The sequence below is a fragment of the Candidatus Flexicrinis affinis genome, from assembly GCA_016716525.1.
Lineage (GTDB): Bacteria > Chloroflexota > Anaerolineae > Aggregatilineales > Phototrophicaceae > Flexicrinis > Flexicrinis affinis.
Genome location: JADJWE010000004.1, coordinates 221,981 through 240,831, shown reverse-complemented (window position 1 = coordinate 240,831; position 18,851 = coordinate 221,981). Strand labels below are relative to the sequence as shown.

The following is an 18,851-nucleotide window of genomic DNA, read 5'->3' as shown; positions in this document are numbered from 1 at the left end:
TCAAGTCCTCTTCAAATATAGCACGCATCGCGTGCCCCGCGTTACACTACGGCGGATAGAGCGTTTCGCACCGTTACTAAGGACTCCGCTTTATGCTGACGCCGTTTGAACAGATGCTCTTCATTCTGCTCGCCCTGCTGGCTGTGGGCGCGACCTACATCGGCTTCCTCGAAATGTGGCAGGTGATCAACCGCGGTGAGGGGTCGCTGTCGCTCAACAACCTCGTCCGGCGCGCCTCCAACGCGCTGTGGATCTACCTCAGCCAGCGCACCACGCTCAAGACGCGCCGCCTCACCAGCATCATGCACGCCGCCGTGGTGTGGGGCTTCACGTTCTACTTCCTCGTCAACGCTGTGGATGCGCTGTGGGGGTTCATCCCCGGCTTCGAGGACTGGCTGAAGTCGACCGGCCTGCTCTACGACGGGTTCCGCCTGCTGGCCGACGTGCTGAGCGTGGCGGTGCTGGTCGGCGTGGCGTACCTCGTCGTTCGCCGCTTCATTCTGCCGGATCGCAGAGAGCTCAAGTTCCGCGACAACGTGCTGCTGCACCCGAAGGTCAAGGCGGGCGGCGTCACGCGCGACTCGATGATCGTCGCCGGGTTTATCCTGCTGCACGTCGGCGCGCGCTTCCTCGGCGAGGCGGTCGTCGTCCAGCAGCACGGCGCGTTCGACCCGTTCATGCCGTTCGCCTCGGCCGTTTCGGTGATCTTCGGCGGGCTGCAGGGTGACGGCCTGACCCTCATGCGCCACCTGATGTGGTGGCTCGCGCTCGGCGGAATCCTGGTGTTCCTGCCGTACTTCCCCTATACCAAGCACGCGCACCTGTTCATGGCGCCGCTGAATTACCTGACCAAGCCCGAACGCACCAGCCTCGGCGAGATGCGCAAGCTCGACCTCGAGGACGAGGACGCCGAGCAGTTCGGCGTCAAGACGCTAACCGACCTGCCCAAGACGGCCATCTTCGACGCCTACGCGTGCATTCAGTGCAACCGCTGTCAGGACGTGTGCCCGGCGTACGTCACCGGCAAAGAGCTGTCGCCCTCGGCGCTGGAGGTCAACAAGCGCTTCCTGATCAAGGACGATCAGAGCGCGCTGGCCGCCGGTGGAGACGCCCCGACATTGGTCGGATTCGCCATCAGCGAGTCGGCGGTGTGGGCGTGTACGGCGTGCGGCGCGTGCGTCGACATCTGCCCGGTCGGCAACGAGCCGATGCACGACATCCTCGGCATCCGGCAGGACCGCGTGCTGATGGAGAGCGAGTTCCCGTCCGAGCTGACCGCAGCGTTTCAGGGCATGGAGCGGCGCGGCAATCCGTGGGGCAGCACCGAGAGCCGCTTCGCGTGGGCCAAGGGGCTGGAATTCCCCGTGCCGGCCGTGGACGAAAACCCCGACTTCGACATCCTGTACTGGACGGGCTGCGCCGTCAGCTACGATCCGCGCGCGCAGTTGACCGCCCGTGCGCTGGTGAAAGTGCTGAACAAGGCCGGCGTCAACTTCGCCGTGCTGGGCGAGGCGGAGACCTGCACCGGCGACGCTGCCCGCCGCGCCGGCAACGAGGCGCTGTATCAGGAAATGGCCTCGGCAAACGTCGAGACGCTCAATGAGGTCAAGCCGCCGCGCATCGTCGTGACCTGCCCGCACTGCTACCACAACATCGGCAAGGAGTATCACCAGTTCGGCGGCGACTACGAGGTCGTGCATCACACCGAGCTGCTGGACGAGCTGATCGCCAAGGGCAAGCTGCCGGCGAGCGCAAAGAACGCGACCAAAGCGCCCAACGTGACGTTCCACGATCCGTGCTATCTGGGCCGGCACAACGACATCGTCGAGGCGCCGCGCGACGTGCTGACCGCGGTTGGCATCAAACAGCGCGAGATGCCGCGCCACGGCATGAACAGCTTCTGCTGCGGGGCCGGCGGCGCGCAGTTCTGGAAGGAAGAGGAGCACGGGACGGCATCGGTCAGCGTGACGCGCTACAAGGAGGCGCAGGCCACCGGCGCGGAGGTCGTGGCCGTGGGATGCCCGTTCTGCGCGCAGATGTTTGAATCGGCCAAGTCGGAGATCCCCGACGGGCCGGTGGTCAAGGACATCGCCGAGCTGGTGGCGGAGCGGTTGTCGTAGGTCGCCATGCGTTGAAACGCACGGCGCTCCGAGGGCAGTGATGTGTGCCAAGTGCTGAGTGATGAGGGCAAGAACTCGTGTCGTCGGTAGGGACACGGCGGTGCCGTGTCCGGGGCGAGGGCAAGCGATGCAGGAAAAGCGCTGCCCCTACCCCCCGCTCATCGACGGCAGGAAGTGCACCTCGCTCGTCGCGGACACGCGCTGGCGCATCCCCGCCCGGCTGACCGCGTTGTCCACCACCAGCGACATGCCGGGGCGCAGGCGTCCGTCCTCGGTCAGCCGCCCGCCGATGCCCGGATAACGCCGGTCCAGTTCCGCAATCACCGCGCGGATCGTATCGCCCGGCACGTCCACGCGGTTCTGCCCCGCGGTCAGGTCGCGCAGCAGCGGCGGGATGAACACGGTCGCCACGACCGTTACCCGCCCTTGGCCCACAGCGCGGCGAGCACGTTGGCCGGCGACATGGGCAGCACGGTCATGCGCACGCCCACCGCGCGGTAGATCGCGTTCGCAATCGCGGCCGGCGGCGGCGCAATCGGCACCTCGCCCACGCCGCGCACGCCGAATGGATGGTGCGGGTTCGGCACTTCCACGATCACCGTGTCGATCATCGGCACGTCAAGGCTGGTCGGCATCCGGTAGTCGAGCAGGCTGGCGTTGAGCAGTCGCCCGTCGTCGCCGTACATATACGCCTCGTTCAACGCCCAGCCGATGCCCTGCACGACGCCGCCCTGAATCTGCCCCTCGACAAAGGTCGGATGCACGGCCTTGCCCGCGTCCTGCACGGCGGTGTAGCGCAGAATCTCGACCTTGCCGGTGTCCGGATCGACCTCGACATCGACGATGTGGCACGCCACTCCCGGCCCAAGCCCGGACGGGTTGACCGTCACGCTTACGGTGATCGGGCCGCCGAGGTCGCCAAGCTGCGCGCCCAGCGTCTTGAAGTCGATCGCACTGCCGTTGGCCCGGAACACGCCCGAGTCGTAGCCGACCGCATCCGCCGTCGTCTCCCAAAGAAGGGCGGCGCGTTCCTTCATCTCAGCGATGATCTTGCGCCCGAGCATGATCGCCGCCCAGCCCGTCGCAAACGTCGTGCGGCTTCCGTAACTGCCTTCGGTATCGGCGACCGAGTTCGTGTCACCGACCTGCGGCGCGATCTCGTCGACGGAAATGCCGAGCGTCTCGGCAAGCTGCATCGCCGTGGCGGTGCGCTCGCCGCTCAAATCGATCGAGCCGATGATCAGGCTGATCGTCCCGTCGCTGTTGATGCTCGCCGACGCGCTCGACCGCCCGCCGTAATTGTCCCAATACCCGCACGCGACGCCGCGCCCGCGGTTCGGGCCGTCCAGCGGCGCCGCGTAATGCGGGTGATTGCGGGCCGCCTCCAGTGCTTCGCGCATCCCGGTCCGCGGCTGGAGCAGTCCGTCCGGACGCCGCCCGCCCTCGTCGTTGAGGTTCATCAGCCGGTATTCGATCGGATCCATGCCGAAATGCTCGGCCATCTGGTCGATCAGCACCTCGCTGGCGAAGACCGCGTTGGGCGCGCCCGGCGCGCGGTACGCGGCAACCTGCGACTTGTTCAGCACGACGTCGTAGCCGTCGATCTGCACGTTGGGGATGTCATACGCCGCGAGCAGCATCGCGGCGCCGGCCCCGACGAACGAGCCGCCCGGATACGCGCCCGCCTCGTAGGCCAGCTCTGCTTGACCGGCGACAAGCTTCCCGCGTGAGTCTGCGCCGAGCTTGACGCGAATGTACGAACCGGCCGCCTGCCCGGTCGCCATCAAGTCTTCGGCACGGTTCATGAGCACCTGCACCGGACGACACCCCGCCTTGCGCGACAGTACCGCGGCGATCGGTTCGAGGTACGTGCGGTTCTTCCCGCCGAAGCCACCGCCGATCTCGGTCGGTACCACGCGCACATCCGCGACGGGCACGTCGAGGATGTCCGCGACTTGGCCCCGGATCCCGAACGAGCCTTGCGTGCTGCACCAGATTGTGAGCTGTCCAGCGGCGTTGTAAAGCGCCGTCGCGTTGTGCGGCTCGATATAGCCCTGATGCACCGGCGCGGTGACGACCTCGCGTTCGATGACGACCGCCGCCTCGCGGAAGCCCGCCTCGACGTCGCCCAGTTCGTGGCGCAGATGCTCCGACACGTTGCTGGGATCGCTGCCGCGCTGCCCCATCTCGTCGGTGCGCATCTCGTCGTGCAGGATCGGCGCGCCGGGCTGCATCGCCTCGCGGACGTCCAGCACAAGCGGCAGGAGTACGTACTCGACGGCGATCAGCGCCAACGCCTGTTCGGCGATGCTGGCCGACGTCGCGCACACCGCCGCGACCGGGTGCCCCACGAACAGCACCTTGTCGCGGGCCATCACGTTTTCCGCCTGATAGCGCAGGTCGGCGCTGCCGCCCTCGCCTACGTCGATCAGCTTGCCGCCCACGCGTGGGAAGTCCGCCGCGGTCACGACCGCTTTCACGCCGGGAAGCGCCTCCGCGGCGCGGGTGTCGATAACGCGAATCACGGCGTGCGCGTGTGGGCTGCGCAGCACCTTGCCGTAGAGCATGTTCGGGAGGCGGACGTCCGCCCCGTACTGCGCCCGCCCGGTGACCTTGTCGGTCGCGTCGTAGCGGTCCTGCCGCGTGCCGATGACGCGGTATGTCGCCTCGGCCGGCTTGAGTTCCTCAATCATGGCGTGTCCCTCACCGCTTCGGCCGCATCGAGGACGGCCCGGACGATCTTGTCATAACCGGTGCAGCGGCACAGGTTACCCGCCAGCCACAACCGCGCTTCGTGTTCGGTCGGGTTCGGATTGCGATCCAGCAGCGCCTTGGTCGCCATAATCAGGCCCGGCGTGCAGATGCCACACTGCAGCGCCGCGTGGCTCAGGAACTTCTGCTGGATCGGGTGCAGCCCGCCCGGTCCCGACATGCCCTCGATCGTCTCGATGGTCGCGCCCTGCGCCTCGACACCAAGCACGAGACACGAATCGACCAGCACGCCGTTCAGGATGACGCTGCATGCCCCGCAGTTTCCGTTGCTGCACCCTTCCTTGGTCCCGGTGAGAACCAGGACGTCGCGCAGCACCTCCAGCAGGCTTTGCTGCGGCTCGCACAGGAAGGACACCGGGTCGCCGTTGATCTGCGCCTCTACGAACACTTTGGTCGGCATGGTTAACCCTCCGCGAGCGGTTGACGAGCGCGTGCGATGGCAGCGGTCAAGGCACGGCGTGTGAGCACAGCGGACAAATGCGTGCGCTGCTCTGCGGTACCGCGTACGTCGCTGATCGGTCGTGCGGCGGACGCAGCGATTCGGCCTGCTTCGTCGACCAACGCATCGGAGACGGGTTGACCGCTCAGGCGTTCGCCGATCTCGGGGATGTACAACGGCACCGGCGCGACCGCCGCAAGCGCCACGCGGACGCGCTCGAACCGCGACCCGTCCGGCGAGAGCCATACCGCGGCCCCGGCCCCGACCACCGCGATGTCCATTTCGTTGCGCGGGATGAACCTCTGATAGTGCGCGCCGAAGCCGGCGACCGGCGGCGGAATGCGCAGGCTGACGACGAACTCGCCTGCTTGCAGGACCGTGCGACCGGGCGCCGTACAGAACGACTCCACCGGCACGCTTCGGCGTCCGTGCGGGCCGGCGATGTCGACCACGGCCTGATGCACGATCAGCGCAGGGATCGAGTCCGCCGCCGGCGACGCGTTGACCAGATTGCCGCCGAGCGTCGCCCGGCCCTGAATTTGCGTGCCGCCGATCAGCTTAACGGCATCCACCAGACCGGGATAACGATTCTGGGCGTCGGCATCGCCGCAGATACGCAGGCACGAGACCGCCGCGCCGATGGTCAGGCCGGATGCCGGATCGTACGCCAACGTGTTCAGTTCGGGGATGTGCTTGACGTCGATCACCAGATCGAGCGCGCGCCGGTGTTCCCGCAGCTGCACCAACAAATCGGTTCCGCCTGCCAGAATACCGGCCCGCATTCCGTCGCGGTTCAACAGCGATGTCACGTCGTCGATGCTGCGCGCGACGACATAGTCGAAGGATGTCACGGCCAGCCCTCCTCTGTCGGAGCAAGCTTTGCCGGCAGACTATACCATGCGCGCGCCGGACCCTACCATGCGGGTGGCGGCTTCCGTCTCGGTTGGGAGATCGCCCTCTGCCCTGCCGACTCTCGCTGACTAGCTCGCCGCGGCGCTGGAGAGCGCCAGCCCCAACCCGTAGACGATCAGCATCTGCGCCGGGCCGTAGGTCAGCCACACCCAGTCGCTGATCCACGGAAAGTACGCCTGATTGAAAAGCTGCGCCGCGAGGATCAGATCACTCGTCAGGAACAACAGCCCGCCGATCGCAACGGGAATAAAGCGCGCATCCTGCAGCGCCAGCCCCCCAGCCAATCCGGCGGTGGTCGCCAGCAGGAGCGCATAGGGCAGTGCGGCCCAATGCAAGGCAGATGGTGACGCCGCGCCGCGCAGCACGACGACGTACCAGCACGCCGCGCCGAACGCCAGCGCCAGCCCCAGTGCCGCCCAGCGCGGGGCGGCGTCTTGCAATCCGAACTGGCTTGCGATGCCGATCAGCGCCGCGATGTAGGCCACATGCCCCAGCCCGAAGGCGCCAATCCCGCCGAACACCGACTGTTCCGAGCGGATGATCAATTTCGCCATGAACAGATCGCCGACAAAGCCGAGCGTCATGCCGGCCGCCGCCAGCAGCGCGATATCCGCGTGCGGCGTAGTTCTGAGCAGCAGGGCGAACGTCCACGCGGCCACGACCAACGTCAACGACGACCCCATCCGCATCCATGTCGGGATCCGGCCCGTGCGTTCGCTGTTCGGCGTGCCCACGATTAGCCCGCCAAACAGCAGCGCCGCCCAGACCGCCCCCAGCAGCCCGAGCAGTAGTCCCGGCATCGTTTCGGTCAACATAGCCCGTCCAGTTCAACAGTCTGCGCACACGCGTTGTGACGTAGACTGTACCGCGTTTGGCGCTGACAGGGGTTCAAACCTCACTCCGCGCCGCTGATCTTCTGCCCCCTCACCCCAAACCCCTCTCCCTCAAGGGGCGAGGGGCTTCTGTCTCCGGCGTGTGTCTTTCTCCGCTACCAACCTCACTCCGCGTCGCTGCCCCTTTCCCGACGAACCTCACCCCAAACCCCTCTCCCGGAGAGAGGGGCTTTCAAATCCGGCGTGTGTCTTTCTCCCCTCTCCTCGGGAGAGGGGCCGGGGGTGAGGTCTGTTTTGCCACCGGAGGATGAAGTCGACTGGGGCCGATGTCGCGCCTATTCCGCCGCCGCCCGGCGCTGATTCTCCGCCAGCAGGCGACGCAGCAGTTCCTCGTCACCGTCAGGGGTACGCAGTCGGCCGATGAGGTCGTCCCAGCCGTAGGCCGACAGCACCGCCGCGTCGAGCGCGTCGTGCAGTTCGATCATGCGCGGGGCAAACTTGCGCGCCGCATCGACCAGCTTGCCGAGCTTTTCCGTGCTGCCGCGTGCGGCGGCCACCGCGTTGTACAGGTTGGTGAGCGTGCGTTCCTTGATCTCCCTGCTGTCGCCGGACAGGTCGAGCGCCAGCAGGTCGGGCGGGTTGAGCCACGCGTCACGTTCCTGATGAAGTCGCGCCGCGGCGACTGCAATCGCCTGCACTTTGTCGGCCCCGTCCGAAGAAACCTCACCCCAAACCCCTCTCCCGGAGAGAGGGGCTTCCGAATCCGTCACGTGTCCGTCTCCCCTCTCCTCGGGAGAGGGGCCGGGGGTGAGGTCTGTTTCGCCGCTGGGGGTGAGGGTTTCCGGCGCCCCCGGCTCCTGTCCCGGCGGCCACGGGAACGGGTACGTCTGAAACGTTGTTGACGAGTTGTATCGCGGGTCGTTGCCAACGCCCATACGATTCCCGACCCGCAGTGACCATAACTCGTGCGGATAGCTGTGCAATACGCCAAAGAAGTAGTCGTCGTCTCGTGCGATGACATGCAGCGTATGATCTGGGATTACATCTTTCTCAACCCATACGAAAATGCGGTGTTTCGCAACCTCGGCCGTTGCGATGTAGCGTGGTAACGGATTGATCGCTCTGCGTAAACCCGGCCTCGCCTCGCCATATATCCACCAACGCTCGCGTGTGCGGCTTCTGCGGTTTTGTCTGCGGATCGGCTCGACTTTTGCCAACACATACTCAAATGGTGTCACATACGTTTTCGCTTCAGACTCAGGCATGTTGGTTCCGAAGTCGATAATCCAACTTTGCTGGGTACGCCCGGTAACGTCCTGTCCACCTACCCGTCGCTTGACGACATCCGAGTTTGGCCGTCCGCTGGGATTGACGGCCTTTAGCATTTGATTCGCTTGTAAGTCCGAGATGTCAAACGGCCCGGCTTTCATCATTCCGAGAAACGAAATGTTTGCATTTTCGGCTAGAACAGCCGCTGCTTTTGCATCAACACCCGCGGAGAGATCCGAATTGATCTGCTCAACCGATTCGCCGTCCAGTTCCGGTGAGACACCACTGTTCTCCCCAAACCCGACAATTGAAATCCGAACCGCCGCGCCAGCTAGAATCCACGGGCGATCACCATAGGCACTAAAGATTCCTATGTTTTCTTTGATGCGCTCCAGCACCACGCGATTTGCACCGTGTCGTATCCCATTTGTCGCAATCAATCCGGCGCGACGTGCGTTCCCAGCCTCAATCTTCGCGCGCGCTTTCTCAAACCAGTACGTCACCAAGTCTGCGCCACCCGGAATGCGGCCGTCGTACAGTTCCCGAAGTGTCTCTGTGTAAGTGTCCCCTAGTTCACCGCGCATGTTCTTGTCCCCCAAGAACGGTGGGTTGCCGACGATCACCTCCGCCGCCGGCCACTCGGGTTCATACGGATTTCCGGCACCGTCATAGCGCAATATCGCGTCGTCGTTCAGGATGCGCGGCGGAGCGTCGGGCGTGTCGCGGTCGTCCAGAATCGGCTTGGGCAGCGCGCGCGGGTGCGGCTGTTGGCGCGGCTTCTGCCAGTGCAAAATCCCCTCGTCCTCGTAACGCCACTGCAAGTAGCCGATCCACAGCACGACGTGCGCCAGCCGCGCCGCGAACTCGTCCTTTTCGATGCCGTAGAACTGGCGCGGCGTCACCACGTCGCGGAAGGATGCCGGCTCGACCGGCTGGAACAGCTCGCGCGCCCGCCGTTCGAGGTCTTTCATCGCCTTCAGGCTGACGTACAGGAAGTTGCCGCTGCCGCAGGCCGGGTCGAGCACGGTCACCGATCCAAGCCGGTCGTTGAACGCGTCGCGCAGATGCTTGAGCTTCGTCTCGGCCTCGGCCACGTCGCGCGGCGAGTCCGATGTGAGGAAGGTTTGCAGCAGCGGCTCGGCTTTGGTGCGGGTCGTTTCCCACTCGCGCAGCAGCGGCGCCATCAGCACCGGGTCGATGACGAGGCGGATGTCCTTCTCGGACGTGTAGTGCGCGCCCAACTGCGCCCGCTTGTTCTCGTCCAGCGCGCCTTCGAACAGGTTGCCGAAGATGGTCGGGTCGACCTTGCGCCAGTCGCGGTCGGCCACCTTTTCGAGCAGGTCGATCGCGCCCGGAATCTCGGTCAGGTCGAGCACTTCGAGGCCGTCGTTCGCGCCGGGGGCGGAGTCTTTGAACAGCCCGCCGTCGAAGTACGGCACCAGCCGCGAGACGAACTGCGGCGTCGCGCCGTTCATCGCCTCGAACAGCCGCTGAAGCTCCATCACGAACGACTCCGGTACGTGACGCACGCCTTCGACCAGATAGCGGAACACCGGCTGATCGAACGGCTCCGGCATCAGGCCGACATCCTCGGCGAACAGCGCAAACACCAGCTTGGTGAGGAAGCGGGCGATCTGCATCGACTCCCACTTGGGCGCCGCTTTGGTCGGATGCTCGCGCATCAGGCGCGCCAGTTCGGCGAACTCGTGCGCCAGCTTTTCGGTCAGGGCCTCGCTGGCGCGGCGCTGCTGTTCGAGGTACTGCCGGAACTGCTCCGGGTCGGTCAGCAGCCAGCGGATGAAGTCGCGCGTTTTCTCGTCCAGCAGGTCGCGGTTGTAGAACTTAATCGGCTGGCCGCTGAGGTTGGTGAACTGCGGGTAGATGCGGTATTCGAGCATGTCCGACACCACCAGCAGCGGCGGGTTGTCGAGGTCGCTGCGGTAGGCCAGAAGCTGCTGATAGGCCGCGTCGAGGTCTTTCAGCTTGCCCTTGTACTCCCACGCAAAGTGGCCCTTGAACCACACGTCCGCGCGGCCCGCGCCGCCGCCCTCTTTGGTCACGTGCTGCTCGAAGGTGAAGAACTCGCCCTTCGGGTCGCGCTCGGTCGGCGTCTTCTGGTTCACCAACTGGCACAGCTCGTTGAAGTGGCTCTGCGCCGCCTGCTGCTCGCGCAGCTCGGCCTTTTCCCAACGCTCGACAAAATCCTTGGGCGAAATCATGGGCGGTGCCTAACGTGCCGGTGACTCGATCAGAACGACGATTCTAGCGGATTGTGACGTCCCCTTCCACGCCCCACCCTGTTTCGCGGGTATGCGCTAAGGCGGTTACGCCGCTCACGCCCCAACTATGAGAGTGTGATGAGTGAACGCACAAACACGCGCGCGTACAGGTTGTAACTCAGGACGTTTGCCCTATTAGCGTTGGTCTGCTGCTTTCATGCCGCTCAGCGGGCCGATTCCTTCAGGTGTAGACTCGAATTATCGGGTGAGATCCCCTCACCCGAGGCAGCCTTCCGCGCACCCATGGCGTGCCAACTTCTCGCAGGTGCACTTTACGTTAAGGAGGGGACGATGGCAGTCACGCCGACCTATCCGGGCGTCTACGTTCAGGAGATTTCCAGCGGCGTCCGGACGATCGCAGGGGTCAGCACGTCGATCGGCATGTTCATCGGGCGCACCAAGAAAGGCCCGCTGAACCAAGCCGTCCGGCTGACGACCTATACCGATTTTGAGCGCACGTTTTCCAACGACACGACGCAAAGCACGCTCCCCGACCATGTCCGCCTGTTCTTCCTTAACGGCGGCACCGAATGTTATGTCATGCGCATCGCCAACGGCGCGACCTTCGCCCAAACCGCCCTCCACGCCGAGGACAACGTCACGCAATCACTGGTGCTGACCGCCCGGTACCCGGGCGCGATCGGCGAAACGGTGCGTGCCACGGTCAGCTACGGCGGCGCCAACCCCGAGTCGACCTTCAACCTCGACATCTTCCGCGAGGAGGTCGATGCCGGCGGGCGCGTCTCGATCCTCGAGACCGAGAGCTACAAGAACCTGTCGATGGATCCGGCCTCGCCGCTCTACGCGCCGACGGTCATCACGTCTAACTCGGCGCTGGTCAAGGCGGAGGCCGGCGCGGGCCTGCCCGCCACGTCCAACGGGTTCAGCATGTCGGGTCAGCCGGTGCTGTACGCCTCCGGCGCGCTGTCGAGCTTCCGCAGCCAATGGGCCGCGCGGCTCGGCACGGCGCAGCCCAACAGCCGCCTGATGATCAGCGTGGACGGTTCGCGCTTCATCCCGGTCAACCTCGGCACGATCGACGTGGGTGCGCTCCCCGCCGCCTCGGTGATCGCCGACCTTGAGACGGCCATCGCCACAACGATCAACACCGCACTGGCCGCGGCCGGCGAGCCCGGCCTGTCGGTAACGGTCGAACTGCGTCCTGCGGGCGAATTCCCGGCGGCAGGCGCGGGCGCGACTCTGGACGACGGCGTGACCGCCGCCAACGCCACGTCGGTGCTGAAGATCACGTCGAACGCGGCATCGAACACCGGCAGTGTGCTGATTCAGCCGTCCGGCACGGGCGACGTCACGGCGGCGCTCAAGCTCGGCACGGCCCAAGGTGGCTTGGAGGTCGGCGCCTACAGCGCACGCCGCCCGGCCCCAACCGGAATCGCGCTGCGCGCCAGCGATCCGGCCGTGCTGCGTCAGCTCGCCGACGTGCAGCACGGGCAGATCACGTCGATCACGCTCGACGCCTTCGACTCCAGCGGCGCGCCGACCACCGTCGCCGTGCCCGTCAACCTGCTGGCCAGCGGCGGCGCGATCGGCACCGATCCGCTGTGGCGCAATTCCGCCGGCGGCTTGCTCGAAGTCCTGTCCCGCCTTGCGGACGCGATCAACACCTACAAGAACGCCAACCCGACGACCTTCTTCTGGTCGGCCAGCGTGGCCGGCTATAGGCTCGTCCTGACGACCTCGCGCGGGTCGGCCAACACGGTCGGCACGATCGCGACGGCCGCGACCAACGTCGGCGCGCTGTTCAACCGCAACGCACGCTACTACAGCCTCGGTGCAGGCGCGCTGGCCGGTTTCCAGACACCCACCCCGGCGGTCGATACCACCGGTGCGGCGACGGCCCCGGTCACCGACGGTTCGGCGCCGCAGCTCTCCGACTACACCAACGCCTTCCCGCTGGTGGATAAGCAGGTCGACCTGTTCAACATTATGGTCTTGCCGGAGGACACCGATCCCGGTGCCGCCGCCCTCGGCCTCGTGTACGGGCCAGCCAGCGTGTTCTGCCAACAGCGGCGGGCCATACTCGTCATGGACGCGCCGACCGACTGGAAGAGCCCGTCCGAGGCGGCCAGCAAAGTCGCTGCCGCGCGCATCGGCGTGGTGAAGGACCACAGCGCCATCTACTACCCGCGCGTCGTGATTTCCGACGGCAAGAAGAAGAAGACGATCGGCGCGGCCGGAGCAGTGGCCGGCGTCTATGCTCGCACCGACAGCCGCCGCGGCGTGTGGAAGGCCCCGGCCGGTGTCGAAGCGGACATCCGCGGCATCGTCGGGCTGGAACAGCGCATCACCGACCTTGAGCACGGAATGGTCAACCCGGTCGGCGTCAACGCCCTGCGCGACTTCCCCAACGGGCTGGTCGTGTACGGCGCGCGCACCAACGACGGCGCAGACGACTTCGCCAGCGAATACAAGTACGTGCCGATCCGGCGGCTGGCGCTGTTCATCGAAGAAAGCCTGTACCGGTCCCTCAAGTGGGTCGTGTTCGAACCCAACGACGAGCCGCTTTGGGCGCAGATCCGCCTCAACGTCGGCGCGTTCATGCACGGGTTGTACCGGCGCGGCGCGTTCCAGGGCACCAAGCCCACCGACGCCTACTTCGTCAAATGCGACTCGGAGACGACCACCCAGAACGACCGCAACCTCGGCATCGTCAACATCATTGTGGGGTTCGCCCCCCTCAAGCCTGCCGAGTTCGTGATCCTGTCCTTGCAGCAGATGGCCGGACAGCTTGAGGTCTAGGAGGACGGATAACCATGGCGCAATTTACAGTCAACACTCATCGTTTCGACCCGTACAAGAACTATATGTTCCGCGTATGGTGGGACGGCCGTGCAGTCGCCGGCATCAGCAAGGTGAGCGCGCTCAAGCGCACGACCGAGGTCGTCTCGCACCGCGAGGGCGGCGACCCGAGCACGCCGCGCCATTCGCCGGCCGGCTCGCGCTATGAGGCGGTCACGCTCGAACGCGGCGTCACCCACGATCCGGAGTTCGAAAACTGGGCCAATCTGGTCTATGACGTGCAGGCCGGCGTCGTCGCGTCGCTGGAGAACTTCCGCAAGGACATCGTGATCCAGCTCATGAACGAGGCCGGGCAAGTCGTGCAAGCCTACAAGCTTTTCCGCTGCTGGGTGTCGGAGTTTCAGGCGCTGCCGGAACTCGACGCCAACGCCAACGCGGTCGCCATTCAGACGATCGTGCTGCAGCTCGAAGGATGGGAACGCGATACGGCAGTTACGGAACCGAAGGAACCTTAGGCGAAGTCGTTAGAAAGCGAACCCCCTTATGAGCGTGTGGAAGCTGCCCGGCGGGTGGGTTGAACTACGCTCGCTCAACGGGCACGATGAACGCGGGATCGACAATTCGGATTTGCCGGCGGCGCTGGGACTGATCGACCGGGTGCTGGTCGCGCGCACTGGCGCGCTGGCCGGCCCCGGCAACGCCGCGGGGCTGACCTCGCCTCTGCGCGACCGCGTGCTGGCCGGGATTTATGTGCACACCTACGGCGATCTGATCGCATCCAGCCCGCAGTGCGCCCGCTGCGACGCGCGCTACGACCTGTCGTTCGCGCTGACCGACGTGTTGGCGGCGCTGCCGATGCAGTCGATCGGGTCGGACGGCACCTTCGAGCACGACGGCACGCGCTTCCGCCTGCCCACCGGCGCCGACGAACTGGCCGTGATGGGCCTGCGGGCGGATGATGCGCGGCGCGAACTGGCCCGCCGCTGCACCGTAGACGGCGCGGCTGACGTCGACGCGGTCGAGGCCGCCATGGAAGCCGTCGCGCCGCTGATTAACGTCGATCTCGACGCGACGTGCCCGGAATGCGGCGCGGTGCAGCACATCCGCTTCGACATCGGTCAGTACCTGCTCAAACGGCTGATCGACGACCAGAAGCGCCTGCCGAACGAAGTGCATGCGCTGGCCGTCGCCTATCACTGGGGGCTGGACGAAATCCTCTCGCTGTCGCGCACTGAGCGGCGGCGCTATCTCGCCTTGATCGAACGAAGTGCCGGCAGCGGCACGCGGTCGGCGGTCGGCACACTGCGGAGGACCGGCGCATGAGTGGCTATTTCGAGCGCCTCGTCAGCCGGTTGGGAGATGCCCCGGCGGTTCAACCTGTACCAGCCCCGCCACCCGCGCCGGTGATCGACCCGTTCGCCGAGGCCGAAGCCGCCGACGCTGCGCCGTTGACGAACGTGCCCATAGCCCCATCCTCGCCACCGGTCGAGCCGCCGCTGGTGCCACCCGCGTTTGCGCCTGTGCCACAGCCGCACGACTCACTGCTCGCGGAGCAGTTCGACGCCCTCGAACCGCCGCACGCGCCACCGGCGATCACGGAGGTTGTGACGGTCGAACGGACACGTGACGTTCCGCTCGCCGCGCCGGAACCGGTCGAACTTGCACCGCCGCCTGAGCCGTCCGCGCCGGTGATCGAAACCCATGAGCGAATCGTGGAACGGGTCGAGATGCGGGACAGCACGCCGCCCGCACCCGTGCCGCTCGAACCGCCACAGAGCGAACCGACTTTGCGGTCCGCCGAGCTGAGCGATAGTGAGACGCCGATCCGTACGCTTCAGCCGCCAACGCCTGAACTGGAGGCGCACGCCGCACCGCCGGCCCTGCCGCCCGTGATAATTGAACCGCCGCGCGACGATGACTCTCCGGCCCCTGTGCCGTCACCTGCGCCCGCGCCCGAGACAACGATCTCGATCGGCGAGATCGTCGTGGAAGTGGTGCAGAAGGCCGCGCCGCCGCCGGCCCGCCCGCGACCCGCCCGTGCCGCGCGCCGTGCCTCACCCGCGCCACGCCCCGGCGTGCGCTCGAAGCGCGGCTACGGCATCGGACAAATGTAAGGACGCTGACCCTATGGCACTGCTTGACCTCTCGCTGGTGACTCAATCGCTGATCGATCTGATCAATTCGCAGATCACGAACTCGACGGCGTGGAACCCCGCGAACACACTCAGCGTCGACCCGTACCCGCCGGATCGGCTCACGGGGGACAACACGCTCGGGTTCTACCTGTATCACGTCACCGAGGACACCACCGGCAAGAACACCTACATCCCCGGCGTCAGTGACGTGCCGGTGCGCTATACGCCGATGGGCCTCAACCTGTATTACCTGCTTACAGCGCACAGCGACATCGACAACACTAACAGCGTCTACCGCGAGCAGCTGATGATGGGGCTGGCGATGAAGGCGCTGCACGACCACCCGTTGGTGGACGACACCACGCTGGTCGCCGGCAACCTCGTCATGCACCCGCTGCTGCGCGGCGCCAGCAACGCCTTCCGCGTCGCCATGCTGCCGATCAAGCAGGACGACTCGGTGGCGTATTGGACGGCCGGCAGTTCGCCGCAGCGGCTGGCCGCGTATTATCACGTCGCCGTGGTCAAGCTCGAACCGGAAGAGCCGCGTGTGCGGGCGGGCCGCGTGCTGACCTACAACGTATTCCCGCTGCCCAGCGACGCGCCGCATGCCGAAGCGACCGAGAACGTCATTTCGTTCACCATTCCGGGCGAGATGGATCCGCGCGCCCTCGACCTGCGCCCGGCGCAGGTCACCTACGACACGCCGTTCAGCGTGCTCGGCTCGGCCTTCACCGGCGACCGCGTGGCGCTGCAAGTCCGCCGCGCCGACTGGGACGCGCCGGTCGAAGTCGACGCGGCGTGGAACGTGAGCGCGACGTCGAGCCGCATTTCGGCCACCGCGCGCACCACCGTCGACGGCATCGACGTCGTGCCGGGCATCTATACCGCCTCGGTCAAGGTCGAGCGCTGGCGCATGACCTCGACCGGCACCAAGATCCTCGAGTCGTCGTCGAATGAGACGCCGTTCGCCATCGTGCCGGAGGTCACGGCGATCACGGTGCCGGACGGCACCGGGCGCTTCACGGTCACTGGCCGTATCTTCCAGCACGCGGACATCGCGCCGGAGATGGTGCAGGTGTTCGTCGGCGCTGACCGGCTGACGCAAGCCGCCGTCCCCGCCAATCTGCAGCCCGGCGAGTACGACATCCCGAACGCGACCACGCTCAACGCACGCCTGCCGGCCACAGCAGCGGCAGGTGAACGACTCGGCGTCCGCTTGATCATCAACGGCGCGGAGAACGCGCCGCAGTGGGTGACAGTGCCATGACCGATCCCACGCGCCTCCACGTTCAGCCGCCGGCCATCACCAGTGACGATGCCGCGCTTGGCGCGGTGCTGCTGCGTGTGCGCCTGCTGGCCGAACGCCGCTTGCGGTGGCTGGAGCAGCGGCGCAGCACCGTCAACGGCACGCCGGCACCGTCGGAGATCGACGCGCTGCTGAACGATCTGGATGACCCCGCGGCTGAACTGCAGTATCACGCCGCCCAGCCCGACGTGACCGCCCGGCTCGACGCCGTCGAATCCGCGCTGGATGCCGACCGCGACAGCCGCCTCGCCGCACTGATCCGCGTGTTCGGCCTCGACGCGCTGGACCGCGACGTGCTGCACGTGTGCCTCGCCGCGGCGGTCGATCCGGGATTGGCGCGCTTGTTCGCCTACCTGCATGACGACTCGGCGCGGCCGTACCCCACGCTGGGCCTGATCGCGCGGCTGTGCGGGCACGGGCGCTTCACGGCCCTGCCGGCGACGTCGCCGCTGCGGCGCTGGCGCATGATCGAGGCCGGCAGCGACCCCGCCGGCGATCAGTTCGCGCCGCTGCGCCTCGACCCGGTCATCCGCGACGCGCTGGCCGGTCAGGGCGATCTCGACCCGGCGCTAGCCGGGCATGCGCGCTTGATCGCACCGCTCGATCCGCTGCCGGAATGGGACGTCGACGGCGAGGCGGCGTTCGCCTCGCAAGCCTTGACTGATCAGCCGGGCCGAACGGTCGTGCTGCACGTGATCGCCCCCAAGCGCAGCGGCCGCAAGACGTTCGCGGCGTGTGTATCCGCCGCGGTCGGCATGCCGCTGTTGGCGATTGACGTGTCGGCCATCCCCGACGATCAATGGGAGACGGCCTTCGTCCACGCCCAACGGCACGCCTTCCTGCACCGCTGCGCGCTGGCATGGACATCGCGCGCGCCGGGGATGCTCGCCCGGGCATGGCCCAACAGCGTGCCGCACTTTCCGCTGCAATTTGTCTTACGCGAAGCGTCCGACGGCGCACCGCCGATCGACGACGCGCTCGAACACCGCATCGAACTGCCCGCGCCAGCGACCGACACGCGGCTGAAGTTGTGGCGCGCGGTCGCGCCGCAGGTCGCGGCGGTCCGCCCCGACTCGCTGATCGTGCTGGCCGAGCGCTTCAACGCCCGCCCGGGCGACATCGCCGACGCCGCCGGCGTCCCGTTCGCGTCGGCCGAGTCGATGGCGCACGCCTTGCGCGACCGGCAGCGCGATCTGTTTGGCGGGTTGGCGCAGCCGTTGGAGTGCCCGTTCGTGTGGGACGATCTGGTCGTCTCGCCTGCCTTGCGCGACGCGTTGACCGACTTCGTCCACGAGGCCGGCGACCGCGCGACGTTCTGGGAGCAGACTGGCGTGCGCCGCCTGTTTCCGCAAGGCCGCGGGTTGGCCGCGCTGTTCACCGGCAGCCCCGGCACCGGCAAGACGATGGCCGCGCAGGTGATCGCTGCCGCTCTGGGCCTCGACTTGTTCCGAGTCGATCTGTCGTCGGTCGTCAGCAAGTACGTCGGCGAGACTTCGCAGCACTTGCAGCGTATTCTGACCCGCGCGGCCGAGATGGACGCCGTGCTGTTCTTCGACGAAGCCGACGCGCTGTTCTCACGCCGCACCGAGGTCAAGGACGCACACGATCGCTTCGCCAACACCGATACCAACCACTTGCTGCAGGCGTTGGAGAACTACGACGGGATCGCTGTGCTGGCGACCAACCGCAAAGGCAACATCGATCCGGCCTTCGTGCGCCGCTTGCGCTATGTGCTCGACTTCGCCAAGCCGGACCCCGTACAGCGCCATACGTTGTGGACGCGCCTGATTCACGGCTTGGCCGGCGATCAGGCAGTGCGCGGGTTGGGTGGTCTGATCGACAAGCTGGCGGCAGAGCTGGAACTGACCGGCGCGCAGATCAAGTACGCGGTGCTGACGGCGGTGTTCGCCGCGCGGCGCGACGGCGTGCCGATCCACGCCGATCACATTTTGCGCGGCCTCGACCGCGAGATGGCGAAGGAAGGCCGCGCGTTGAGCGACCGAGAACGCTCGCGGCTGGGTTAAGG

13 protein-coding genes are annotated in these 18,851 nt (G+C 66.5%); 7 read left to right on the top strand and 6 right to left on the bottom strand.

Going from position 1 to position 18,851, the window contains the following annotated elements:
- Positions 1 to 92: 92 nt before the first annotated feature.
- On the top strand, positions 93 to 2,120 hold the full coding sequence (locus IPM16_13355; GenBank protein ID MBK9124086.1) for a 4Fe-4S dicluster domain-containing protein: 2,028 nt from the start codon (positions 93 to 95) through the stop codon (positions 2,118 to 2,120).
- Positions 2,121 to 2,267: 147 nt separating this feature from the next.
- On the opposite strand, the gene IPM16_13350 is transcribed toward IPM16_13355, so the two are convergent.
- The 6 genes from IPM16_13350 to IPM16_13325 form a co-directional block, all read right to left on the bottom strand.
- Positions 2,268 to 2,555, bottom strand: coding sequence for a MoaD/ThiS family protein (locus IPM16_13350; protein MBK9124085.1), 288 nt, complete (start codon positions 2,553 to 2,555; stop codon positions 2,268 to 2,270).
- Entirely contained in the window at positions 2,537 to 4,813 is a 2,277-nt protein-coding gene (locus IPM16_13345) for a xanthine dehydrogenase family protein molybdopterin-binding subunit (GenBank protein ID MBK9124084.1), read from the bottom strand. The genes IPM16_13350 and IPM16_13345 overlap by 19 nt, the downstream gene beginning before the upstream one ends.
- Complete coding sequence (locus IPM16_13340; GenBank protein MBK9124083.1) at positions 4,810 to 5,292, bottom strand: (2Fe-2S)-binding protein; 483 nt, start codon at positions 5,290 to 5,292, stop codon at positions 4,810 to 4,812. The genes IPM16_13345 and IPM16_13340 overlap by 4 nt, the downstream gene beginning before the upstream one ends.
- 2 nt (positions 5,293 to 5,294) lie before the next feature.
- On the bottom strand, positions 5,295 to 6,182 hold the full coding sequence (locus IPM16_13335) for a xanthine dehydrogenase family protein subunit M (protein MBK9124082.1): 888 nt from the start codon (positions 6,180 to 6,182) through the stop codon (positions 5,295 to 5,297).
- 129 nt (positions 6,183 to 6,311) lie between these two features.
- A complete protein-coding gene (locus tag IPM16_13330) occupies positions 6,312 to 7,058 on the bottom strand; it encodes a lysoplasmalogenase (GenBank protein MBK9124081.1) in 747 nt (248 codons plus the stop codon).
- A gap of 353 nt (positions 7,059 to 7,411) precedes the next feature.
- Entirely contained in the window at positions 7,412 to 10,564 is a 3,153-nt protein-coding gene (locus IPM16_13325) for a class I SAM-dependent DNA methyltransferase (protein MBK9124080.1), read from the bottom strand.
- A gap of 2,007 nt (positions 10,565 to 12,571) precedes the next feature.
- Here IPM16_13325 and IPM16_13320 point away from each other — a divergent pair.
- The 6 genes from IPM16_13320 to IPM16_13295 are packed head-to-tail and all read left to right on the top strand — an operon-like array spanning position 12,572 to position 18,849.
- On the top strand, positions 12,572 to 13,384 hold the full coding sequence (locus IPM16_13320; GenBank protein MBK9124079.1) for a phage tail sheath family protein: 813 nt from the start codon (positions 12,572 to 12,574) through the stop codon (positions 13,382 to 13,384).
- 14 nt (positions 13,385 to 13,398) lie between these two features.
- Positions 13,399 to 13,899 (top strand): phage tail protein, encoded by a 501-nt coding sequence (locus tag IPM16_13315; GenBank protein MBK9124078.1) that lies wholly within the window; start codon positions 13,399 to 13,401, stop codon positions 13,897 to 13,899.
- 28 nt (positions 13,900 to 13,927) lie between these two features.
- Positions 13,928 to 14,707: a hypothetical protein gene (locus IPM16_13310; protein MBK9124077.1), complete on the top strand. Its 780-nt coding sequence runs from the start codon at positions 13,928 to 13,930 to the stop codon at positions 14,705 to 14,707.
- Complete coding sequence (locus IPM16_13305; GenBank protein MBK9124076.1) at positions 14,704 to 15,498, top strand: hypothetical protein; 795 nt, start codon at positions 14,704 to 14,706, stop codon at positions 15,496 to 15,498. Before IPM16_13310 ends, IPM16_13305 begins: the two co-directional genes overlap by 4 nt.
- A 13-nt stretch (positions 15,499 to 15,511) precedes the next feature.
- Positions 15,512 to 16,786: a DUF4255 domain-containing protein gene (locus IPM16_13300; GenBank protein MBK9124075.1), complete on the top strand. Its 1,275-nt coding sequence runs from the start codon at positions 15,512 to 15,514 to the stop codon at positions 16,784 to 16,786.
- On the top strand, positions 16,783 to 18,849 hold the full coding sequence (locus tag IPM16_13295; GenBank protein ID MBK9124074.1) for an AAA family ATPase: 2,067 nt from the start codon (positions 16,783 to 16,785) through the stop codon (positions 18,847 to 18,849). Before IPM16_13300 ends, IPM16_13295 begins: the two co-directional genes overlap by 4 nt.
- Positions 18,850 to 18,851: the final 2 nt, after the last annotated feature.